Below are 20,685 nucleotides of genomic sequence, written 5' to 3' on the forward strand. Positions count from 1 at the left end.
CTATGGACGGTCAAACGGGCATTTTTATGGTGGTTCATCCGGGCTCTTTGGGGTCTGGAGAGGTGTGGTAACCACCATTTTCCAAAGATGTCCCGGATGAACAACGTACAGAGAGATCACAACTAACAGTCGACTCTACCCAGTCGACGCCACCCAGTCGACATCACCCAGTTGACATCACCCAGTCGACATCACCCAATCGACTCCACCCAATCGACGCCACCCAGTCGACGTCACCCAGTCGACGTCACCCAGTCGGTGCCGGTACCCGCACCATCTTCGTCATCAGGTGCTCCACCACACCCGCCGGATTGGCGGTTCGGCCCACATGCGTGCTCGACATCTGCACGATCGAGCTGCGCTTGGCAGTGAGGAAGTGGAAGCGCGCACGCGCGGGCAGCTGTGCGATCGGCCCGGCGCTGGCGTCGCCGCGGCAGATCGCCACGATCGCATCCAGCCACGGCCGTAGCGCCTCCTGGTCCAGCGCCGGCGCGAAGGCCTGCAGGCGCGCAGGATCGATCTCGATGGCCGCCTCCAGATGACGCGCGCCAGGACAGGAGACGATCACCCCGACGTTGATGAATTCCTCGCGTTCCACCCGCGGTACCACGCGGATGACCGCATAGTCATACGTGTGCAGCGTGGGCACGGATGGCCTCCTGCACGAACACCGCACGCACTTTCAGGCGGTGCTTGAGATAGTCGATGTAGCCTTGGCGATAGGCCTGCGGACTGTCGAATGCCGGCTCGTTGACCAGCCAGCTGTCCGGCACCAGGCCGACGATGCGCTCGATCTCGGCATCGCTCAGGCGCGCGGCCAGTTCGGTATCCACCTCGGCGATGCGGCTGGCGAACGACAGCAGCACATGGTCGCGGATCAGCACGAACGGCTTTTCGCAGGCATCGCCGGCGTTGGCCCAGTCGTGATGGAAATACATGGCGGCACCGTGATCGATCAGGTACAGCTTTCGATGCCACACCATCAGGTTGGGATTGCGCGTGGTGCGATCGACATTGCTGGTGAACGCATCGAACCAGACGATGCGGGAGGCCAGGTCGGCGTCCACCGGCATCGCCGCAGGGTCGTAGTTGATCGCACCGGGCAGGTAGTCCAGGCCCAGGTTCAGGCCTTCGCTGGCACGGATCAGTTCCTGGATCTCCGGATCCGGCTCGGTGCGGGCGAACTCGCGGTCCAGTTCGACGAACAGGATTTCCGGAATCGGCAGGCCGAGCGTACGCGCCATTTCGCCTGCGATCAGCTCGGCGATCAGCGCCTTCGGGCCCTGGCCGGCGCCACGGAACTTGAGTACGGCCATGCCGTCGTCGTCGGTCTCGACCACGGCGGGCAGGGAGCCACCTTCCCGCAAGGGGGTGATGTAGCGGAGGGCTTGGACGGTGCGCATGGACGCATTCTAGCGTGCTGCCGGCACAGGAGAGCGCCGGGGCATGCAGCCACGGCGCCCCCATCCGTTCCTCAGTGCGACAGTGCGCCGCGCAACTGCTCCTGCACCTGCTCACGCTGGTGGGTCTGTTCCTGCGATGCGTATTCGGCCTGCCGCTGGTTGATCATGGCAAGCGTATCCAGGCTGTCCCGTACGGGGCGTTGCACAGCCTCGACGGTGGGTGATGACGCGCGCAGCGAGGCAGGATCATCCAGTGGCCCCTTCACAACGAAGATGTTCTGCGCGGCGGCGGCATCGCCGGTCTGCCGGCTCAGTACCACATGGTCAACCCGGTCCAGCCCGTTCTCGCGGGCCAGCACCAGCAGACTGGCGCTCAGTCGTTCGCTGGAGGCATCGAAACTGCGTCCATTGGCGGTATCCAGCTCGGCCACCTTGCCGCGGATCTGCTCATGCAGGGAGCGATCAGGCCCTTCCGCAAGCGGCGCCGGTGCAGCATCACCCATCGCTGCGTGCCGGGCGGTGATGGGCACATGGCGATGGGTACCTTCGGTGTGATCGAAGTAGTGCAGCGTCGACGGCGAAGTGCTGGTATCGAAGTACGGCTGGCGCGGGGGCGAACCCTCGCCGAGGTACAGCCCGTTCTGCTCCAGCAGGCTTTCGTGCAGGCCCAGCTTCTTCATGTTGACTTCCATCCGGCTGATGCCATCGGGTGCCGGGTTGACCGCTTCGTACTCGCAGGCACGGCTGATGGCATAGGCACCGTAGTAGTTCTGGTAGTCCGAATTGCCGTTATGGCCCAGCTGTGAGCTCACGCCCTCGTCGTAGTAGTGCCTGCCCATGCCCTCGATGTTGGCCGCGGTGGCCGTCATGCTCAGATCGTCGTTGAGCGCCAGGTCCGGATGCACCGCATAGGTGATCGGCGGGCCTGGCTGCAGGCGCACGAACTGTTTCGCACGCGGGGTGGCGTCGTAGAGATCCTGCAGCGTCGCCTCCGGCTTGGCGGTGCGGACCTGGCTGACCAGTGCGTTCCAGCCTTCGATATTGGCCGAGGCCTCGTCGCGCCGGTTGGCAGCCAGCAGGGTGCCGATCGCATCGGTGTAGTCGCGGCCAGTAGTGCGGCCTGCAACGTCCAGCAGATCGGCTTCGAACTGCTCCTCTGCGCGTTGGGTCGCGGCGTGGTTGAAGCCATGCTGGATCTCGTGACCCAACACGAAGGTCACATCCTCCGAGTCCAGCCTGGCTGGCGCTGCGGGGGTGGAAAGCGACGAAGCAGGAAGTGCGATCGATTTCGTATCGCCAAGATATGTACCGCCGGCGCTGGTGGTAGCCGGCTGCAGTTCGAAGTGCTTCAGGTGGCCCGCCGCGATGGCTGCGTCCACCTGCTTTGCCAGCACAGGCGAGCTCGCGATGATAGTGCGCAGGTTGCCGACCTGGTCGGTGGTGACGCCCGGCGTGTCCGCGAACTCGCCCAGCAGGCGTTCCGTCTCTGCTGAAAGGGTAGTCATCGCCCCCCCCCTTTACTGCACGGTCACGAGGCGCACGCAGGCATGCGTTGCGCCGCCGGTGGCGTCGGGGTTCTCGGGCATGGTGTCGACCTTGATGCTCAGTCGCGGTCGATTGAAGCGGTCGTAGATCACCCGGCCATGCTCGCCACGCACCGTCTCGTGCTTGAAGCCTGCTGCATCCAGCGCTGAAGCGAAGTGGTTGAAGTCGACCTGGCAGATCGCCGCGGCAGAGGCCCTGCGATCGCTGCTGGTGTCGATGAAGTTCAGGTCCAGCCGTGCATCGGCGGCGCCGGCCCGTTTCAGTTCCAGGCCATAGCCCCATTCCGGCGTCAGCGTGCCGCCATAGCCGAAGTGTCCGGGGCCGAAGGCCTGTGCCGGTGCCTGCATTGCGGCAGACAGGCGTTCGGCGGTCAACTCACGCGTGGACGTCGTGGATTTGATCAGGTCCAGCAGCCGAAGAAGCAACTGCTCAGCAGTGAGCGGGGAAGGTGGGGAGGTCTCGGGTACGGATGGGGCCATGGTGTCGGTTCCTTGAAAAATCGGCGTGCGGTCGGCGGCCTGGGCGCAGGCGCAGAGCGTGGCCACGGACAGAGCGATGGACCACGATCGTATGAATGCGTGCCGGGACATGAGCGTTCCTTGCAGATGAAGGCTGACCCTATGGGGCCCTGGGTGAAGCGAAGGTTAAGCGCAATCGAGTCTCCCCAATACGATACAAAAGGTGAACAGGTGCGCATTCTTCACTTGACCCTTCCGCGCGCGATGTCAGCATCAGGTCCGTGGAGCTTCAACTTCGCGTGTGACCTTCCACAGGAGGCCGTCATGCAACAACTGCGCAGCTGTCACGCTTTATCCCGCATGCAATGCAACGCGTGGTGTTGATCCTGGTCTGATACGGCCACTCTGCCGGCACGGATGGCCGCCACCCACAGTACCTGCCAACGTTCACCCGATGCGGATCCGGCATTCTCGTGCCGGCCCTGCAACACACACATATGCCCGCCAGATTGCTCCCTGCGTCGCCGATGGTCGTCGCAGCGCTGAAGCTGGCGTGTCCATGATGATCCTGCAGGCTTTGGAGGTGCACCGATGAGCGACCAATACGAAAGAATGCTGCCGGCCCTGGACGACGCCAAGGTCGAAGAAATGATCGGCAAGCTGGTGCTTGTCGGGGTAACCCGCTACGGCGGCGACGGCCAGGTGCAGGGGCTGGAGCAGTACGCAGGAACGGTACTGCGCATCAGCGCCGATGAAGGCGTGGTGCTGGCCGATGAGAACGATGGCCATGAGCGCTATCTGCCGCCGATGCTGGACCAGTACCTGCCAGCCCAGCCGGGCGAGTACCGGATGAGCAACAGTGGCATGATCGTGATCGACCCGGATTACCTCACCGCCTGGGACCTGCACGCCCAGCAGTAGCGCCATGCCATGCCCAGCAGGTGCTGCCTCACCAGCGGCACCTCTTGGCGCGGCACACTTTGCCCCATCCGGCCACTAGCCCTTCCGGCCCATTCACGACAACCCCTGCGGTGCTAGATTCGGGCCCCTTGCCCGTCCTCGGGCGCCCATTCACACCCCAGGGGATAAGGATGCTGATCCGTCGAACCTCTCTGGCGGCGGCGGTTGCCGTTGCCACCGTCGGCCTGCTGGCCGCTGGCCCGGCCTTCGCTGACTACGCGAAGCCGCCGGAACACCTGCTCAAGGTGCTGAAGGCACCGCCGCCGCCGGCACCGAACGTGGCCCCGGGCGGCCAGCGCCTGCTGCTGACCACCGCGCAGACCTACCCGTCAATCAGCCGCGTCGCCCAGCCCTATCTGAAGCTGGCCGGCGTGCGCCTGGAGCCGAAGAACCGCAGCCGCCATGACACGCCAGGTGGCTACGGCATTCCGGCCTGCGTGGCCGACTTCACCCTGGTCGACATCGGCAGCGGCAAGGAGACCAAGGTCAACCTGCCGCAGGGCTGTGCCACCGGCGCGCTCTGGTCGGCCGATGGCAGCCACTTCGCCTTCCAGAATGCGGTCGATACCAGCGTGCAGCTGTGGGTGGGCGATGCGGCCACCGGGCAGGTGAAGCAGATTCCGAACGTGCAGTTGAATCCGATCTTCGGCAACACCGTGCAGTGGCTGGGCGGCAGCCAGAACCTGCTGGTGAAGCTGGTGCCGGCCAACCAGGGCCCGGCACCGTCCAACGGCGGCGTACCGACTGGCCCGGATGCACAGGAGTCGCTGGGCAGCAGTGGCGAGAGCAGCACCTACGAAGCCCGCGACACGCTGACCAGCGTGCATGACGAGAAGCTGTTCGCTTATTACGGTGCCTCGCAGCTGGCCGTGGTCGATACCGCCGCCAACAGCGTGCGCCCGGTCGGGCAGCCGGCGCTGTTCAACGACGTCAGCGCCGCGCCCGATGGCGTGCATGTGCTGACCGAGTCGATCAAGGCACCGTACTCGCATGCGGTGACCTACCAGCGCTTCGCCAATGACGTGGCCGTGCTGGATATCGGCAGCGGCAAGTCCACGCCGATCGCCAGCCTGCCGCTGGCCGACCGTGTGCCGGTGCATGGTGTACCGGAAGGCCCGCGTGGTTTCGACTGGCGTGCCACCGATCCGGCCACCCTGGTCTATGCCGAAGCGCTGGACAAGGGCGACTGGAAGGTCAACGTGCCGCACCGCGACCGCGTGCTGATGCTGAAGGCGCCGTTCAACGGCAAGCCGACCGAAGTCACCCGTACCGCGCAGCGTTTTGAAGGCTTCGCGTGGACCGCCGATCCGGCCGTGGCGTTCCAGTTCGAGAACGACGAGAACCGCCACTGGATGCAGACCCGCATCGTCGATGTGGACCAGCCGAAGAAGGAAGGCCGCCTGCTGTGGGACATGTCCAGCGATGAACTGTACGGCAACCCCGGCAACCTGGTGTTCACCCGCCTGCCCAATGGCGCGCAGGTGGTGCGTTGTGAGGGCAACCATGTGTTCCTCAGCGGCCGAGGTGCCTCGCCTCAGGGCGACCGTCCGTTCCTGGATCGCCTGGACCTGGGCTCGCTGAAGAGCGAGCGCCTGTTCCGCAGCAGCGCCGATGCCTACGAGCAGTTCCTGGGCTTCAGCAACACGCCCGGCCGCTACCTGACCTGGCATCAGTCGGTGATCGATCCCCCGAATGCCTTCATCCGTCAGCAGGGTGAGGCAGTGGCCGATGCGAAAGCTGGCGAGGCACAGTTCGCGTCCACCGCGACCGCGTTGACCAAGCTGGTCGACCCGACCCCGGAAGTGCGCCAGATCAAGAAGCAGCTGGTGACCTACAAGCGCGCCGACGGCGTGGATCTGTCCTTCACCCTGTACACGCCGCCGGGCTACAAGGAAGGCCAGCGCGTGCCGGCGATCCTGTATGCGTACCCGGCCGACTTCGCCAATGCCGCGCAGGCCGGCCAGGTGTCCGGTTCGCAGCAGACCTTCACCCGTCTGCAGCCGTACCGCCTGATGCTGCTGGCCGGTTACGCAATCATCGACAACGCCTCGTTCCCGATCGTGGGCGACCCGAAGAACGCCTACGACACCTACCTGGAGCAGCTCGAAGCCGATGCCAAGGCGGCGGTGGACAAGGCGGTGGACATGGGCGTGGTCGACCGCAACCGCATCGGCGTGACCGGTCACAGCCACGGCGGCCTGATGACCGCCAACCTGATCGCCCACACCAACCTGTTCAAGGCCGGCGTGGCAACCAGTGGCTCGTACAACAAGACCTTCACCCCGTTCGGCTTCCAGAACGAGCGCCGCTCGGTGTGGCAGGCGCAGGATGTGTACCTGAAGGCGTCGCCGTTCTTCCATGCCGACAAGATCAAGCTGCCGCTGCTGCTGGTCCACGGTGAGGACGACGCCAACCCGGGCACCGAGCCGTTCCAGTCGCGCAAGCTGTACCAGGCGATCCGCGGCAACGGCGGTACCACCCGACTGGTGATGCTGCCGAACGAGCCGCACTGGTACACCGCGCTGGAGTCGAACGAGCAGCTGGTGGCGGAAATGCTGAACTGGTTCGACACCTACGTGAAGAACGCCAAGTAAGGGAACAGGAAGGCCGCCTTCGGGCGGCCTTCCTGCATCCTGCTGTAGAGCCGAGCCCACGCTCGGCGATCCGTCCGCCTGTAAACAGTTGCAAGTGCCCTGCAATCAACTGTGGAGACTCGGTAACGACGTGTTACCGGCACATTCGCATGCCATGCAAATGGTCTAGGCTGAAGCTGTAAGTCCGTTCCGGGTCGGTGCAATGAAAGCCATCCTTCTTGCTGCAACGTTGTCGTTGTTCCTGGTCTCAACTGCGGGCGCCCAGTCGCTGCCCGCCGAACTGGCGCAGCTGGGGATCATCGCCGGCATGCCCTACGTCAAGGCCAAGCGCCTGCTGGACGCGGCCGGTTGGCAGGTGAAGCCGGCGCAGGGCGCGCCGGAATCGCTGGAGGGCTTTCCGGAAGTGGGGTGCCAGAAGGGCGGGAAGCAGTGCGCGACGACCTTCGAGAAGGGTGAACAGCAGATTGCGGTGCGGCTGGGCACTACCCTGGCAGGGCAGCCGTTCGTGCAGAGCGCTGATTGAGCACCCGAGCTCACGCCAACGGCAGGCGGTCCTGCGCATGCGCCAACCGGTCGTGCAGTTCGCGCACGTGCTCGGCCTTGGCATGGATGCGCGTGGTATCACCGAAACTGCGCAGGTAGGCGCACGCGGCGAAGCCGGCACTCTTCTTTTCGTACTCGGCAATCCAGGCCAGGCGATCCGGGTTGTTGGCCTGCTCGGCTGACCACGCGGCCACCGGCGGACGGATGCGGTACCTCAGGCCAACGCGCCACGGCTTTGGTGTCAGGCGCGCACGGAAGCAGTGCTGCAGCCGGCACATGCGCGCGTACAGGGTGTCGGCGCCCAGCGTTCTGAAGAACGCCTGAAGCTGCTCGTCTTCGGGCAGGAACGTGGCGTGCATGGCCAGCACGCGCAATCCAGCCGGCGTGCGGTACGTACGCAGATGCCAGTCCGGATGCTGTTCGCTGAAGGCCGCGACCCGCTGCAGGGCTACGCCTTCGGCGCCACCGGCCGCGGCCAGGCGCCGCTTGCGCTGCATCAGCATCGCCGTGTTGACCAGCAGCACCGCTGCCACCCCCAGCACCAGTCCCACCAGCCAGTGCCAGATCAGAGTGCCGATGACGGCGCCAGCGAACAGCAGCACTGCGGCGATGATTGCAGGCATCACGCAACCGGCAGGTGGCTGCGCATGATCGATGTCGGCGAACAGCACGTCCGGGGTGTTCAGGCACAGCGCACCGTAGCTGTTGCGTGTAATGATGACGTCGCCGTCGCGCTGCACGATCTGCTCGCGGATCGGCACACCCTCCACGCCGTAGTTGCTGCGCACTTCGCGTCGAGGAAGCGCCTGCCCGGCGAGGATGGCATTGAGGGCTTCGTTGGCGCGGCGATCGGCGTGCACCTGCGCCTCGGCAGGGCCTTCGTCGGACCAGCCGAAGCGGCGCACGACCACCGGCCGGCCACGGAAACGGGCCTGCAGGCGGGCTTCGGCCCAATACGCGGGAACGATCATCATCGTGCGGTGCTCCATCTTCCATGGCAGGTGCCGAAGCGAGTCTGGCACAGCGCCGGTGCGCCCGCATCCGCCTGCTGCAGTGGGCCGGGCGGAGTGATAGATTGCGCGCTTCGCATGCACTCCACCAAGGACGGAGCGATGTTCATGATCCTGCGCGGCCTGTTGGCCCTGGCCTATGCCGGGGCGGTAGGCGTGGCCACCGCAGCGGTACCGGCAGGGCCGCAGATCCTCACCGAGGATGTCAGCCGTTTCTATGCACTTTATGACAGCGCTGGCGGCAAGCCCAGCGTTGCGCAGCTGCGTGGATACCTGGCCGAGGGTTCGGCCGGCCTGGCCGAACTGGCCAAGGCGCGCCGGGTCACTCCCGAAGGCATTGCCGAGTCCATCGCCAGCCAGCCCGAGCTGTATGCACAGGGACGAAACTGCCTGGCCGAACTGCCCGCGGTGAAGCAACGCCTGACGCAGGTGTTTTCCAACCTGCAGGCGATCTACCCGCAGACCCGGTTCCCGCCGGTGACCATCGCGGTGGGCCGCGGCCGGCCGGTCGGGCTGACCTCTAAAAGCGGCGTGATCATTGGTCTGGAAGCGCTGTGCGCGGCCGACTTCATGAATGCCAATGTGCAGGATCGCTTCGTGCATGTGATCGCACACGAATACGTGCACATCCAGCAGACCGGCCTGATCGACTTCGAGCCGGGTGACCCGCGCGCGACAGTGCTGCGTGTTTCGCTGGGCGAGGGCATCGCCGAATTCATCACCGAGCTGATTTCCGGCAACGTCGGCAATGGGCGTCACGCGGCCTGGACCCGTGGCCGGGAAGTGCATATCGAAAGCGCGTTCGCGCTGGATCTGGACAGCACCGATCTGTCGCCGTGGCTGTACAACTACAAGCCGGGCTCGCAGGAACCCTACGACCTGGGGTACTGGGTGGGTTACCGCATCGCCAAGGCCTATTACCTGCAGGCCAAGGACAAGCGTGATGCGGTGCGTGCGCTGGTCCAGCAGGACAACCCGAAAACGATCCTGGCCGCCAGCGGCTGGACGCCGGGCATGTGGATGCCGGCGAAAGTCACGGGTGCAGCGGCGCGTACGGCTGCACGCTGAGCACAGGGCAGGGCGTTAGACTGCGCAAGATGATTTCAGGAGTACCCGCATGCGTGGACCTGTTGAGCTTGCCGCTGCAACCGTCGTGACGTTGGGCCTCGCGTTGGCTTCTCCGCTGGGGGCCGCCGAAGCCGTCGCAGTCAATCCGCTGCTGCAGACGCCCATCGACCAGTTGCGCCCCGACGAGGTTCGTTTCATGCAGCAGCGCCTGGCCGATTTTCCGGAGTTGCAGCGCTATCGTGATGTCAACGCGCGACTGCCTGCGGCCGTGCCGGGCCAGCCGCGCGTGGTGTTCTTCGGCGACTCGATCACCGAAGGCTGGGGTGCGGAAGGCAGCGCTGGATTCTTCCCCGGCAAGGGCTGGCTCAACCGCGGCATCAGCGGCCAGACCACGGCGCAGATGCTGGTGCGCTTCCCGCAGGACGTGCTGGCACTGAAGCCACAGGTGGTGGTGATCCTGGCCGGCACCAACGACATTGCCGGCAACACCGGCCCGTCCACGCAGGCGATGATCGAAGACAACCTGCACGCGATGGTGGACCTGGCCCGTGCACATGGCATTGCCGTGGTGCTGGCATCGGTGCTGCCAGTCAGCGATTACCCGTGGTTGCCGGGAACAGCGCCAGCGCCGAAGGTGCGTGCATTGAACACGGCATTGAAGCGCTATGCCGATGCGCAGCAGCTGGTCTATCTGGACTACTACACGCCGATGACCAATGCCGCCGGAGGACTCGATCCGCAGCTGGCCGAGGATGGCGTGCATCCCACGGCGAAGGGCTATGCGGTGATGGCGCCGTTGGCCGAGGCGGCGGTCAAGCGCGCGCTGCAGCAGAAGTAGCTTCTGCGGGCAGACTCGCCAGCAACCACTCACAGAAACTGATCACCAGCGGATCGGCCGCGCTGTCCTCATGCACCAGCCAGCTCCAGCGCGGGCCGCGCACGCGTGCCTCATCTAGCGGCTGCAGCAGCCCCTGATCGCAGGCGCGGGCCGCCAGCAGCTCGCTGACCAGGGCGATACCCAGCCCTTGGCAGGCAGCATCCAGCAGCTGCCCGGGTTCGGAGAAGTTCATGCCTTCGCGGCGCTGGCCGACATCGGCGCCGCCCTGTACCTGCCACTGGCTCCAGTCCATTTCGCGCTCGCCATGCAGGGTGAGGCGTTCGTGCACCGGCGTGGCGAGCAGGGCCGGATGGCAGGCCGGAAAGAGGCGATCCTGCAGCAGCACGCGATGCTGGCACTGCGCCTGTGAGTCGAGGTCATCGCGTACCGCCACGTCCAGCGTCTGCGTGGTCATATCCGGTGCCTCCTCGCTGGTCAGCAGCCACAGGTCGGCGTCGGGATGCAGGCGGTGGAAGCTGGCCAGGCGCGGCACCAGCCAATGCCGGGCAAAGGCTGGACTGGTGTTGACGATCAGTTGATTCGGCTTGCGGTACTGATCGAGCCGGCGGATGCCGCTGGCCAGCTGCCGCAGCAGGGACTGGGTGGTTTCCAGCAGGTCGATGCCGGCGTCGGTGAGGGTGACGCTGCGGCCCTGCCGGAAGAACAACGGCTGCTGCAGCGAGGCTTCCAGGCCCCGGATCTGCTGGCTGATGGCCGACTGGGTCAGATGCAGTTCCTCGGCGGCCCTGTGGAAACTACCCAGGCGGGCGGCGGCCTCGAAACCACGCAACGCGTTCAGCGGTGGCCAATGCCTCAGCATTTCAGATAAGTAAAACTGTTCAATTGATGGCTGAATCTATCGTTTGTTCTTATCGATACGCAAGCGCAGCATAGGTCCATCCCACACCGGCCCTGGAGCCCGTCATGAGCAGCCGTCGTCACTTCCTCACCCAGCTGGCGGGCGCCGCTGGCCTTGGCGGCCTGGCCGCCCTCGGCCTGACAGGGCTGCCGACGCGCGTATCCGCAGCGGGGCCGGGTGCGGGTATCTGGCGCATGCCGGACGAGCACGGGCCGCAGGAACGCGTTTTCCTGGCCTTCGCCGCGCAACCGCGGGTGTGGGGCGCGCAGGCCGATGCGGTGAACACCGCCGTGGCACGCCTGGCCCGCACCATCGCCCGCCACCAGCCCGTTAGTGTGCTGTGCCGCCCGGCGCAGCGGAAGCTGGCGCAGGATCGCTGCGGCCGCGACAACATCGAGTTCCTCGAGGTGCCGCTGGATGACATCTGGGTGCGCGACTACGGCGGATGTTTCGTCACCGATGGCAAGGGCGGGCTGGGCCTGGTTGATTTCAACTTCAACGGCTGGGGCGGCAAGCAGAGCGCACGGAACGATGGTGCGGTGGCGCCGTGGCTGGCGCAGGTGACCGGTGCCACGCTGCTGGAAAGCGATCTGGTGGGCGAGGGTGGCGGCATCGAAGTCGATGGCCATGGCACGGCCATCCTCACCGAAAGCTGCTGGGTGAACCGCAATCGCAATCCCGGCTGGTCGCGCGCGGATATCGAGGCCGAGCTGATGCACCACCTCGGCCTGCGCAAGGTGATCTGGCTGCCCGGCATTGCCGGCGAAGACATCACCGACGCGCATGTGGATTTCTATGCGCGCTTCGTGCGCCCCGGCGTAGTGATCGCCAACCTGGACAACGATCCGGAGTCCTACGACTACGATCTGACCCGCGAGCATCTGGACATTCTGCGCGGGGCCATCGATGCCGATGGTCGCCGCCTGCAGGTGCACACGCTGCCGCCGCCGCTGGACGGGCGCGACAACGTGCATACCCGCGACAACGATGATCTGGCGATGGGCTACATCAACTACCTGCCGATCAACGGCGCGGTGGTCGCGCCGCAGTTCGGTGACGACGCAGCCGATGGCTACTGCCGTGAACTACTGGAAGACATGTATCCCGGTCGTGTGATCGAACAGGTGGACATCGATGCGATCGCCGGTGGCGGTGGCGGCATCCATTGCTTGACCAAGAACATGCCGAAGGTAGGCTGAGGTGCCTCAGGCGTCGTCCTGCTTCAACGCCGCATCGGCCGCCAGCAGCGCCTCGGCGGCTGCACTGAGCGGCGGCGACGGCGGGGCAACCACACCGATCGCTTCCATCATCTTCGGCATGCCCAGGAACTGGCGCGCGCGACGGTCGTAGATGCCGGTGACCAGCAGCGCACGGGTGGCGATCTTCTGCTCGGGCCCGATCAGCACGCGCTGCTCCATGATGCCGCGCGAGCCGACCCAGCCGACCAGGCGCGTTTCCAGGGTGAAGCGCTGGAACGGCTTCAGCTCGCGGCGGAACTGGATGGTGCCGGCGCCGACGATTGGTGCCCACTTCTCGCGCAGTGCCACCCGGCCCAGGCCCATGCGCAGGATCAGGTCCAGCCGGCCCAGGTCGAAGATGTTCCAGTAGCGGCCGTTGGTCATATGCAGGTTGCTGTCCAGATCGTTGGGCAGCACCCGGAACTGCAGCCGCGAGACCCCGAACGGCGCCTCCAGCTTCGGCCGGAACAGGCTGCACAGCAGCAGGTGGAGCAGGCGGAACCAGAGATTCATGGTTATGACGACTGTTATAGTATCGCCGATACGCTAATGTATGACGACTGTCCTGGCAAGGAGCCTGCCGTGAGCCCGCGCCCCTCTGATGCGCCACAACGCGTGATTGATGCTGCGGCACAGATGCTGGCGCGCGTGGGTCTCAATGCCACCAGTATCCGTGAGGTGACCAAGCTGGCCGAGGCGCCGCTGGGCTCCACCTATCACCACTTTCCCGGCGGCAAGCAGGAGCTGCTGGCGCGCGCCACCCACATGGCTGGTGACAAGGTGGAGGCGCTCCTCGTTGAGTTGTTGAAGGGCGGGGCCGTGCAGGGCCTGCAGCAGTTCCTGGCGATGTGGCGCGAGCGCCTGCTGCGCTCCGGGTTCCGCGCGGGTTGTCCGGTGCTGGCCGCTGCCGTCGAAGAGCCGGTCGAGGCGGTTACCAGCCAACCGCGCGTGGCCGCCGCAGAGGTGTTCGTGCGCTGGCAGGGGCATCTGGCCGCAGCCTTCATTGCCGACGGCCACGAACCTGCGGCGGCGAATGGACTGGCCAGCCTGGTGATCGCCAGCGTGGAAGGCGCCGTGGCGATGTGCCGCGCACTGCAGGACATCGCCCCGTTCGACCAGGTGGCCGCGCAGTTGCTGAAGGCGGCCGCGCCTCCTTGATCCGGCTATACGTGTGCGGAGGACGTGCAGCAGGTCATCGGAAGATCATCAGGTAGCCCCAGCCGAGCACGATGGGCAGGAAGGCAGCGATGGCCGACGCGCCAAGCCAACGCAGGTAGCCGCGGGAGGCGGGGGATCCCTGCCGCTTGAGGGCCCAGGCATGCGTCGGGAGCACCAGCAACGTCTGCACCGCAAAGGTGGCCACGGCGGCAAGCCATGCCACCAGGACGCCGAGGCAGCCATCGCTGAAGCAGCGGCTACCAAACCACGAACCCCAACCGGCGAGGCCAATCATTGGAACGAACATCACGAGCGCGGTGGCGCGGGTGAACTGGGAGGCGTGCATGCCGTGGCGCATAGCTCTTCTGGTGGAAAATCATAATCCAGCCGTCGGCGCGCGGGTACAAGGCCGGCGCCAGTGCGGCCTGTGGGTGATGGACCTACGGCCCCATCGCGCTAGAATCCGTCCACCACCGCCTACGCGTGCCCGGCAAGGATGTCCGCATGCAGTATCAGGTTTCTGAGGTCCCTGGCCGCAATGCCACGCGCCCGCTGGCGGCGGCATGAAGAACTCGCGCCATTTTTCCATCAGTGCATTGAAGTTGCCCAGGAGCCGCGGCAGTGAAGTCGTGCGTGCGGCTGGCCGCGCACGCGGTGGCCATGATCGTCGCGTTGACCGGCGCCACCGTTTTCCATGCCTCGGGTCTGCAGTGGGCGGCCGCTGTCGATGCAATGCCGCTGCGCTACCCGATGGCGGTAGTGCTGGCCGGGTAGTGCTGCAATTCCGGGCGATTTCCTCTGTGCTTCACTTTTTCCAGGATCTTCATGCGACAGCGCATTGCAAGGAAACGCGTCCTGGCCACAACGGTCGTTCTATCGATGGTTGCAGTCGTAGCGCTGCTGGCCAGCGTGCGCCCGCAGTGGCGGCGGGAAGTCGGCCCGCCTCCGATCAGTCTGGGAACGGCACGGATGCAGGCCGAAGTGATGGCAGAGCTCATCGACCTGCGACCGACACCGCCAGGAAAGCCGCCGGTTCCACCGATTCCAATGAGAGGAGTCTCCTCCCCGATGCTGGCCGGTAACAGTGGGTTCGCGACCGCAGAGGTGCGGCTGGAAGACGTCGCGCCAGCACACTTCGAGCCGCGCGGCTGGGAGCCCGACATTCCATTCGCTGTGATGGAATGGACTGCGCCTTCCTGCGGTGAAGGATATCCCGCCCCGGTCTGCCAGGTTCGTCACAGCGTCGTCGAGTGGCGCGATGATGACAGTGCGGCGTCCTTTCAACTGCAGCAGCATCTGGAGTCGATGCTGCAGGTTGCGAACCGCCGGGCTTCACGGGTACCCGGTCTCGCGTTCGAGCTTGCACACGTGCGGGCGCAACGGATGACGTGGGACGAGCTTCAGCAACGGCGCGCGCGCGGTATCGAGGGATGCACGGGTGGCCCGGGCAGTCCGGATCTGGGCGTTGTCTATCTGCAGCGTCCTGTGTTCAGCCTGGATGGGAACTGGGCAATGGCATCGATCGCCTCGGATCTGTGCAGTGGAGGAACGGCGATGCGTGTCCTCTACCTTCTGCATCGCAGGAAGGGCGGCTGGGAGCGTGTTCGAGTGGAGCCTGTCCGCTATACGAGCTTTGGACAGGGCCTGTGGCCCGCGTTGCCGGAGTCGTGATGACAGATACCTCGTTCAAGCCAGACCGTGACTGCCAACAACGGATCGCCTGGCGACGCATTGCATCGCTGGCGGCTGCGCTGTCGGCCTTGGCGCTCATGGCCGGAATCTGCAGCCTGCGCCCGAGGTGGCAGCAGGCGATCGGTCCGCCACCGGTCAACCTGGGAACGGCGCAGATGCAGGCGGAGGCGATGGCGCTGGCGATCCGGCAGAGTCCTCCATTCCGTCTTCCAGCCCCGCCAGTGCCGCAGCCAACGCCAGTTCTGCCATCGTCGCTGAGCAAGGTGCCCACCGCACCGCAGACGCCGTCCACGCGCGTCGATCGATGGCGCCTGCAGGAGCAGCCGCAGTTGACCGACCCGGTGGGGGAGGACATCTACGTGATGGAGCAGACCTTGCCCTATTGCTGGGCGGGCAGCAGTGCCTCGACCTGCCAGGAGGTGGACGATCTGGTCCTGCCGCTGGACGACCGGTGGCCGCCGGACATCCATGCGCTGCGATTGCAGCTGCAGGCGGACCTGGTTCCCACCAATCGCCGTCCCACGCCAGTACCTGCGGGCGCATTGGCCGGTGCGCAGCGGATGGACGGCGCGGGGCTTCGAGCGCTGCGGGAGCAGGGGTGCAGGGCAACGGTGCATGGGCCGATTCGGACATACGACCACGTCGCCTATCTGACCCGGCCCGTTTTCAGTGTCGATGGGCAGTGGGCTATGATCGCGGTCGCCTGGGATTCGTGTTCCGGCGATTTCGTCTACCGGGAGCTTGTCGTGCTGCATCGGGAACAAGGACGCTGGATGGCCGAACCCCCGGAACGGGGTCTGGGCGGCGTATGGGACGGCCGCATACTGCGGTCTTGGACGTACAACCACTGACGAGGAAGAGCGCATGGATGTCGCTGCACGCAGGAACAGGACGTTGTTTCGTTGGATCATGGTGACGCTGCTGGCAGTATTGATGCCGTTTGCGGCACTGGCGCAGCCCGCAGCCGGGCAGGCCGAAGCCGCCACTGCCGCGGAAGAGGCGCGATGCCGCGCCTGCAGCTATGAGCGTATCGGGCACAAGGTCGATATCGGGCTGGTTGCACTGGTGTCGCTGCTGGTGGTGGGCCTGCTGGTAGCGGCGTCCCGCGAGTGGGGCACCACCTCGCAGCGCTGGACCTGCCGCACGCTGGCTCTGTTGCTGGTGGGTGTCGGTGTGGCATTGCTGTGGTGGGCTGGCAGCGTCGTCTACCTGGGCTACAACCCGTGGCAGGAAATGGCCGCCCCTGTCGATGGTTCGCTTACCTCGACACTGCTCAACACCTCACCGAAGTGGCTGGCGGCGCTGGCGTTGATTGGTTTCGCACCTTCCATCTGGAAGCGCAGCGAGCGCCTGCCGGCCTGGCGTATCGGCTGATCCTGGAACGACGGCGCCGGATCACACCCGGCGCCGCCTGCGGTCATCAGTCAAACCGCAAACGCACACCAGCGTAGATGCCACGGCCTTCGCCCGGCGTCGAGCGGGCAATATCCCTGCCTGCGTCGTCGTAGCCCGGCGTGACCGTGGCGGCGTAGTGGCGGTTGCCGAGGTTGCGCATCTCCGCCCAGGCCTGCCAGCGGCCACCGGGTGCGTCGTAGCCGATGCGGCTGCCGAAGATCACGTGGCTGTCGGCCCAGTAGCTGTTGGCGTAGTCGACGGCGATGCGCGAGGCGTATTCGGTATTGAGCGCGGCGTACAGGCCGGATGCATGACCGAAGCGCAGCTCGGCCTGGTAGGCGTGGCGCGGCAGGCCGGGCAGGCGGTTGCTGCCGAAACGCGCGTCGTGGCGATAGCGGAAATCGCTGAAGGTATACGCCTGGCGCAGCGACAGGCGGCCCGGTGCAGCCTGCCACAGCGTGCTGTCCAATCCGGCCTCGATGCCGCGGTGAACGGTGGGGCTGGCGTTGTTCTCGGCGATGAACAGGTTCGGCACCGGTTGCAGTTCGACGCTCAGCAGTTCGTGGTTCACGTGTGCGTAGTAGCCGGTCAGTTCCCAGCGGCCCAGCGCCGCGTCACCGCGCGCGCCCAGTTCCAGCGTGGTGGCGGTCTGGTTCTGCATCGGCACCGGCGCGCGCTGGCGGCCGCTGGACGGGCCATTGCCTGGCCCGAAGTACTGGTTCGAGCCCCAGATCATCGACCAGGGGTGCGGCGCCTCCACCGAGCGGCTGAGGTTGCCGAACCACTGGGTCTGGGCGCTGTGCTGCCAGGTGAAGCCCAGTCGCGGCGTATAGTCCCAGTTGTGGTCGCGCAGGCGGCCGCCGCTGCTCGGCCAGGTCACCTGCACATCGCGACGGGTGTTGATCAGTGCCAGCCCGGTCTGCATGCGCAGGCGGTCATTGAAGGTGAGGGTATTGCTGACGTGCAGCGTGCTGTCGGTGCCGTGGTGGCGGTAGTCACGCGTGCGCGTACCGGCGGCATAGCCGTTGCTGGCAAAGCGCAGCGACTCGCGCACATCGGCGTCCAGATCGTGGGTGACGCGCAGGCCGACCGTGGTCTCGCTGTCCAGGCCGAACAGCCGGTGGCGGCGGCGGTAGTCCAGCGTGGCGTTGAGGTTGGCGTAGTCCAGCTGCTGCCGGTACAGGCTCTCGTTCAAGTCCATCGGGTACTTGTGATAGACCAGCCCGGCCTGCAACGAGGAGTCCTCATCGATCTGCAGCGTGGTGACGTTGCCCACCCAGGTGCTGCCCGGCTGCGGGCGACGCGCATCGATGGCCAGGTTGGCCGCATTCGCGGCACGCGGATCGTTGCGGATCTGATCGCGGGTCAGGCGGCCGGGCGTTTCATGATTGGTTTCGCGATAGCGCACAAAGAAGCGCGTCTGCAGGTCGGGCGTGATCTGCCATCCCACATTCGCCATCGCACCCTTGCCGTCGCCGCGCGAATGGCGCTGGTAACCGTCGAACTCGGTATCGGTGTAGGCCAGGAAGTAGTCGACATCACCACTGACGCCGCCCCAGCTGATGCCGCGCTTCTGGTAGCCACGGCTGCCGGCTTCGTAGTGCAGCTGCACGCCCGCCGAATCACGACCGCTGCGGCTGACGTAGTCGATGGCACCGCCCAGCGCCAGCGCCCCGCGCTCGAAGCCGTTGGCGCCGCGCAGGACTTCCACGCGCGACAGCCACAGCGGTTCCAGCAGCTCGTAGGGCGTGCCGCCCGGGCCGGTCAGTGGCAGGCCGTCGATCGACACCGCAATACCCGAGGCGTGCGCGCCCGGGCCCCGGTTGATGCCCGAGCCACGGATCGAGATCTTGGTGCCCTCATTGCCCGGCGACTGCGCGCTGATGCCCGGTTGGTAGGCCAGCACATCGGCGCTGGTGGACAGTCGGCTGTCGGCCTTGGCCACGTCGATCAGGTTGCTGGCGCCGGGCACGCGCTTCAGCGCCTCGCGCGCCTGCGCGCTGGCATCGGCGGCAGCGGTGACCTGCACGGCATCCAGCGTGGTGGCCTGTGGGGCGGCAGCGGCGGTGGAAGAGAGGCCGAGGGAAACGGCCAGGAACAGCAGCGAGGGGGTGGGGCGGTACGACGAGAGCGACATGCGGGAATGCTGTAAACCACCAAAGTGGCGCGCAAGTTAACAGGTCGGCGGCGTCACGTCACCCATCGCTCGCGTATGGCCGCCCGCAACATCCATGTAGAGCCGAGTCCATGCTCGGCTATCGCGCGCAGCGCGGGTCTCCTGAGATCGCAACGAAGAGCAGCCGAGCATGGGCTCGGCTCTGCAGCAGGGTTTAGGGCGAGGGCTTCGCCAGCGCCTTGGCCTTCGCGTACAGCGCCTTGGCAATCTCTGCATCGCCCAATGCCGCATGGAACTCGGCCAGGCTGTCCCACGCGTTGGCCGAATCCGGATACAGCTCGGCGTTGAGCGCGAACACTTTCAGTGCCTTGCTGGCACCCAGACTCTCGCGGATGGCATAGCCATCGGCATTGATCGCACGTTCCAGTTCATCGGTGGGAACGCCATTGCTGACGCGCAGCCAGCTACGCATTCGCGGTTTCGCATCGGTGCTGTCATCCACCGCATAGGCGATCAGCCGCTCGGACAGCACAGCGTGCGGAAACTCCCCGGGCGCAACCACCGCCATCGTGCTCTCCACCAGCGTGCTGGACCAGACATTGCGGGCGCTGCCGTTGGTCAGGTACACGAACACCCAGTAGCCGTTGGCCAGCGTGCCCTTGTAGGCCAATCGCGCACGTACACGGGTGCCACCATCGTGACCTACCTGGGTGTAGCCGTCGCTTCGGGTGGTGTCCCAACCGGTGGAGAAGAAATTGCTGCCGCCACCGACCAGCTTCTGCGGCTGCCAGAGCTTTTCCAGGGTCGCCGTGCGCACCAGCTTGCCGCTCGCCAGCGCCTGCAGGAAACGGTTCATATCGCCCACGGTGGTCTGCAGGTCGGCATGGCCCCAGCCGTAGTCCGGCCAGGGATCTTCATTGGCGGGCTGCAGTTGGCCATCCTTGCCGATGTACGGCACCGCCGCGCGCCGGGCCGGCACGCTGGCACCGCCCCACGAGGTGCTGGCCATCTTCAATGGCTGCAGGATGCGTTCGCGAGCGATGGCCGGGTAGGGCTTGCGGTAGTGCGCTTGCAGCAACGCCGTCAGCACCAGGTAGTTGGCCTGGGTGTACTGCACGCGGCTGCCGGTGGCGAACTGCATCGGTGTCGCGCCGGCTACCTTCAGTGCAGCGCCAAGGACAGGGGCTACACCAGGGTAGCCCTTGCTGACCCAACGGTTGTCGACACGATCGTAGTACTCGCCGATACCCGAGCTGTGGTTGAGGAAATCGCGCACGTGGATTGCCTGCCATGCTGCAGGCAGGTCCGGCACATAGCGGCTGGCCGGTGCATCCAGATCCACCTTGCCCTGGTCGACCAATTGCATCACCAGCGTGCTGGTCAGCAGCTTGGCCATCGACTGGGCGGCGAAGATCGTATCGACAGTGGCAGGCGCATGGGCAGCGGGATCACGTTCACCGCTGGCGCCCTGGTACAGCACCTGGCCGTTGTGGGCGACCAGTACCGCCTGGCCGGCGATGCCGTAGCGCTCGCGGTTGGTCTGCAGCTGGGTGCTGAGCTGCTTGGAAAGATCGCCGGCAGTTTCAAGCGCCGAAACGGGTGGGATCGCAAACAGCGTGCAGAGCAATGCAACGGCCAGGGTGCGGTACATCGCGGTGATCCATCAGCGGTGATGGCGCATGTTGGTCACGTCGGAAGAGCGGGTCAAGGGCACCGATTCCCGCATCAGGGAGAGCCGGCCAGCGGCCGGCACTACCATACGTTTCCGG

21 protein-coding genes are annotated in these 20,685 nt (G+C 65.8%); 11 read left to right on the plus strand and 10 right to left on the minus strand.

Annotated features, from left to right (window positions below; translation table 11 throughout):
• Positions 1-247 precede the first annotated feature (247 nt).
• The 4 genes from AC5P78_RS08325 to AC5P78_RS08340 form a co-directional block, all read right to left on the minus strand.
• A complete protein-coding gene (locus AC5P78_RS08325) occupies positions 248-649 on the minus strand; it encodes a DUF3037 domain-containing protein (protein WP_201862253.1) in 402 nt (133 codons plus the stop codon).
• The gene (locus AC5P78_RS08330) at positions 627-1,403 is read right to left on the minus strand and encodes a HipA family kinase (RefSeq protein WP_201862254.1); all 777 of its coding nucleotides are present in this window, start codon (positions 1,401-1,403) and stop codon (positions 627-629) included. The genes AC5P78_RS08325 and AC5P78_RS08330 overlap by 23 nt, the downstream gene beginning before the upstream one ends.
• Before the next feature lie 71 nt (positions 1,404-1,474).
• Positions 1,475-2,908, minus strand: a complete 1,434-nt coding sequence (locus AC5P78_RS08335) for an XVIPCD domain-containing protein (protein WP_201862255.1) — start codon at positions 2,906-2,908, stop codon at positions 1,475-1,477.
• A 12-nt stretch (positions 2,909-2,920) separates the two neighbouring features.
• On the minus strand, positions 2,921-3,427 hold the full coding sequence (locus AC5P78_RS08340) for a hypothetical protein (RefSeq protein ID WP_414498603.1): 507 nt from the start codon (positions 3,425-3,427) through the stop codon (positions 2,921-2,923).
• Between the two features lie 570 nt (positions 3,428-3,997).
• On the opposite strand from AC5P78_RS08340, the gene AC5P78_RS08345 reads away from it, so the two are divergent.
• From AC5P78_RS08345 to AC5P78_RS08355, 3 genes are all read left to right on the plus strand, one after another.
• Positions 3,998-4,327 carry a hypothetical protein gene (locus tag AC5P78_RS08345; protein ID WP_154352903.1) on the plus strand — a complete coding sequence of 110 codons (330 nt, stop codon included), beginning with the start codon at positions 3,998-4,000 and terminating at the stop codon, positions 4,325-4,327.
• Positions 4,328-4,497: 170 nt separating this feature from the next.
• Positions 4,498-6,960 carry a S9 family peptidase gene (locus tag AC5P78_RS08350; RefSeq protein ID WP_414498604.1) on the plus strand — a complete coding sequence of 821 codons (2,463 nt, stop codon included), beginning with the start codon at positions 4,498-4,500 and terminating at the stop codon, positions 6,958-6,960.
• A 202-nt stretch (positions 6,961-7,162) separates the two neighbouring features.
• Positions 7,163-7,483: a hypothetical protein gene (locus AC5P78_RS08355; protein ID WP_414498605.1), complete on the plus strand. Its 321-nt coding sequence runs from the start codon at positions 7,163-7,165 to the stop codon at positions 7,481-7,483.
• Between the two features lie 10 nt (positions 7,484-7,493).
• Here AC5P78_RS08355 and AC5P78_RS08360 read toward each other — a convergent pair whose 3' ends face one another.
• On the minus strand, positions 7,494-8,477 hold the full coding sequence (locus AC5P78_RS08360) for a hypothetical protein (RefSeq protein WP_043034683.1): 984 nt from the start codon (positions 8,475-8,477) through the stop codon (positions 7,494-7,496).
• 138 nt (positions 8,478-8,615) lie between these two features.
• On the opposite strand from AC5P78_RS08360, the gene AC5P78_RS08365 reads away from it, so the two are divergent.
• Together AC5P78_RS08365 and AC5P78_RS08370 are read left to right on the plus strand one after the other, a co-directional pair.
• Positions 8,616-9,581 (plus strand): DUF2268 domain-containing putative Zn-dependent protease, encoded by a 966-nt coding sequence (locus tag AC5P78_RS08365; protein WP_414498607.1) that lies wholly within the window; start codon positions 8,616-8,618, stop codon positions 9,579-9,581.
• A 49-nt stretch (positions 9,582-9,630) separates the two neighbouring features.
• A complete protein-coding gene (locus AC5P78_RS08370) occupies positions 9,631-10,419 on the plus strand; it encodes an SGNH/GDSL hydrolase family protein (RefSeq protein ID WP_414498606.1) in 789 nt (262 codons plus the stop codon).
• Here AC5P78_RS08370 and AC5P78_RS08375 read toward each other — a convergent pair.
• The gene (locus AC5P78_RS08375) at positions 10,394-11,278 is read right to left on the minus strand and encodes a LysR family transcriptional regulator (RefSeq protein WP_033835282.1); all 885 of its coding nucleotides are present in this window, start codon (positions 11,276-11,278) and stop codon (positions 10,394-10,396) included. The genes AC5P78_RS08370 and AC5P78_RS08375 overlap by 26 nt on opposite strands.
• Before the next feature lie 104 nt (positions 11,279-11,382).
• Between AC5P78_RS08375 and AC5P78_RS08380 the strand changes: the two genes are divergently transcribed.
• Positions 11,383-12,516 carry an agmatine deiminase family protein gene (locus AC5P78_RS08380; protein WP_099527306.1) on the plus strand — a complete coding sequence of 378 codons (1,134 nt, stop codon included), beginning with the start codon at positions 11,383-11,385 and terminating at the stop codon, positions 12,514-12,516.
• Positions 12,517-12,522: 6 nt separating this feature from the next.
• Here AC5P78_RS08380 and AC5P78_RS08385 read toward each other — a convergent pair whose 3' ends face one another.
• A complete protein-coding gene (locus AC5P78_RS08385) occupies positions 12,523-13,068 on the minus strand; it encodes a thioesterase family protein (protein ID WP_049397600.1) in 546 nt (181 codons plus the stop codon).
• A gap of 69 nt (positions 13,069-13,137) precedes the next feature.
• On the opposite strand from AC5P78_RS08385, the gene AC5P78_RS08390 reads away from it, so the two are divergent.
• Positions 13,138-13,713: a TetR/AcrR family transcriptional regulator gene (locus AC5P78_RS08390; protein ID WP_049397601.1), complete on the plus strand. Its 576-nt coding sequence runs from the start codon at positions 13,138-13,140 to the stop codon at positions 13,711-13,713.
• A 34-nt stretch (positions 13,714-13,747) separates the two neighbouring features.
• Here the strand turns inward: AC5P78_RS08390 and AC5P78_RS08395 are convergent, their stop codons facing one another.
• Entirely contained in the window at positions 13,748-14,059 is a 312-nt protein-coding gene (locus tag AC5P78_RS08395; protein WP_224481963.1) for a hypothetical protein, read from the minus strand.
• Between the two features lie 275 nt (positions 14,060-14,334).
• On the opposite strand from AC5P78_RS08395, the gene AC5P78_RS08400 reads away from it, so the two are divergent.
• From AC5P78_RS08400 to AC5P78_RS08415, 4 genes are read left to right on the plus strand one after another with little or no spacing between them, the layout of a single operon-like run.
• On the plus strand, positions 14,335-14,487 hold the full coding sequence (locus AC5P78_RS08400; protein WP_005410201.1) for a hypothetical protein: 153 nt from the start codon (positions 14,335-14,337) through the stop codon (positions 14,485-14,487).
• 51 nt (positions 14,488-14,538) lie between these two features.
• Positions 14,539-15,384 carry a hypothetical protein gene (locus AC5P78_RS08405; protein WP_049397603.1) on the plus strand — a complete coding sequence of 282 codons (846 nt, stop codon included), beginning with the start codon at positions 14,539-14,541 and terminating at the stop codon, positions 15,382-15,384.
• Positions 15,384-16,256, plus strand: a complete 873-nt coding sequence (locus AC5P78_RS08410) for a hypothetical protein (RefSeq protein ID WP_227843562.1) — start codon at positions 15,384-15,386, stop codon at positions 16,254-16,256. The genes AC5P78_RS08405 and AC5P78_RS08410 overlap by 1 nt, the downstream gene beginning before the upstream one ends.
• A 13-nt stretch (positions 16,257-16,269) precedes the next feature.
• Positions 16,270-16,779, plus strand: coding sequence for a hypothetical protein (locus tag AC5P78_RS08415; RefSeq protein ID WP_049397605.1), 510 nt, complete (start codon positions 16,270-16,272; stop codon positions 16,777-16,779).
• A 46-nt stretch (positions 16,780-16,825) separates the two neighbouring features.
• Here AC5P78_RS08415 and AC5P78_RS08420 read toward each other — a convergent pair whose 3' ends face one another.
• Entirely contained in the window at positions 16,826-18,937 is a 2,112-nt protein-coding gene (locus AC5P78_RS08420; RefSeq protein ID WP_111197187.1) for a TonB-dependent receptor family protein, read from the minus strand.
• Positions 18,938-19,130: 193 nt separating this feature from the next.
• Complete coding sequence (locus tag AC5P78_RS08425) at positions 19,131-20,567, minus strand: serine hydrolase domain-containing protein (RefSeq protein ID WP_049397607.1); 1,437 nt, start codon at positions 20,565-20,567, stop codon at positions 19,131-19,133.
• Positions 20,568-20,685: the final 118 nt, after the last annotated feature.

This window comes from Stenotrophomonas sp. YJH_SMC_133 (assembly GCF_059370655.1).

Excerpts from the sequence above, each read along its gene's own strand:
- AC5P78_RS08330 (WP_201862254.1), bottom strand. The coding sequence starts at position 1,403 with ATGCGCACCGTCCAAGCCCTCCGCTACATCACCCCCTTGCGGGAAGGT.
- AC5P78_RS08335 (WP_201862255.1), bottom strand. The coding sequence starts at position 2,908 with ATGACTACCCTTTCAGCAGAGACGGAACGCCTGCTGGGCGAGTTCGCG.
- AC5P78_RS08340 (WP_414498603.1), bottom strand. The coding sequence starts at position 3,427 with ATGGCCCCATCCGTACCCGAGACCTCCCCACCTTCCCCGCTCACTGCT.
- AC5P78_RS08345 (WP_154352903.1), top strand. The coding sequence starts at position 3,998 with ATGAGCGACCAATACGAAAGAATGCTGCCGGCCCTGGACGACGCCAAG.
- AC5P78_RS08350 (WP_414498604.1), top strand. The coding sequence starts at position 4,498 with ATGCTGATCCGTCGAACCTCTCTGGCGGCGGCGGTTGCCGTTGCCACC.
- AC5P78_RS08355 (WP_414498605.1), top strand. The coding sequence starts at position 7,163 with ATGAAAGCCATCCTTCTTGCTGCAACGTTGTCGTTGTTCCTGGTCTCA.
- AC5P78_RS08360 (WP_043034683.1), bottom strand. The coding sequence starts at position 8,477 with ATGATGATCGTTCCCGCGTATTGGGCCGAAGCCCGCCTGCAGGCCCGT.
- AC5P78_RS08365 (WP_414498607.1), top strand. The coding sequence starts at position 8,616 with ATGTTCATGATCCTGCGCGGCCTGTTGGCCCTGGCCTATGCCGGGGCG.
- AC5P78_RS08370 (WP_414498606.1), top strand. The coding sequence starts at position 9,631 with ATGCGTGGACCTGTTGAGCTTGCCGCTGCAACCGTCGTGACGTTGGGC.
- AC5P78_RS08375 (WP_033835282.1), bottom strand. The coding sequence starts at position 11,278 with ATGCTGAGGCATTGGCCACCGCTGAACGCGTTGCGTGGTTTCGAGGCC.
- AC5P78_RS08380 (WP_099527306.1), top strand. The coding sequence starts at position 11,383 with ATGAGCAGCCGTCGTCACTTCCTCACCCAGCTGGCGGGCGCCGCTGGC.
- AC5P78_RS08385 (WP_049397600.1), bottom strand. The coding sequence starts at position 13,068 with ATGAATCTCTGGTTCCGCCTGCTCCACCTGCTGCTGTGCAGCCTGTTC.
- AC5P78_RS08395 (WP_224481963.1), bottom strand. The coding sequence starts at position 14,059 with ATGCACGCCTCCCAGTTCACCCGCGCCACCGCGCTCGTGATGTTCGTT.
- AC5P78_RS08405 (WP_049397603.1), top strand. The coding sequence starts at position 14,539 with ATGCGACAGCGCATTGCAAGGAAACGCGTCCTGGCCACAACGGTCGTT.
- AC5P78_RS08410 (WP_227843562.1), top strand. The coding sequence starts at position 15,384 with ATGACAGATACCTCGTTCAAGCCAGACCGTGACTGCCAACAACGGATC.
- AC5P78_RS08415 (WP_049397605.1), top strand. The coding sequence starts at position 16,270 with ATGGATGTCGCTGCACGCAGGAACAGGACGTTGTTTCGTTGGATCATG.
- AC5P78_RS08420 (WP_111197187.1), bottom strand. The coding sequence starts at position 18,937 with ATGTCGCTCTCGTCGTACCGCCCCACCCCCTCGCTGCTGTTCCTGGCC.
- AC5P78_RS08425 (WP_049397607.1), bottom strand. The coding sequence starts at position 20,567 with ATGTACCGCACCCTGGCCGTTGCATTGCTCTGCACGCTGTTTGCGATC.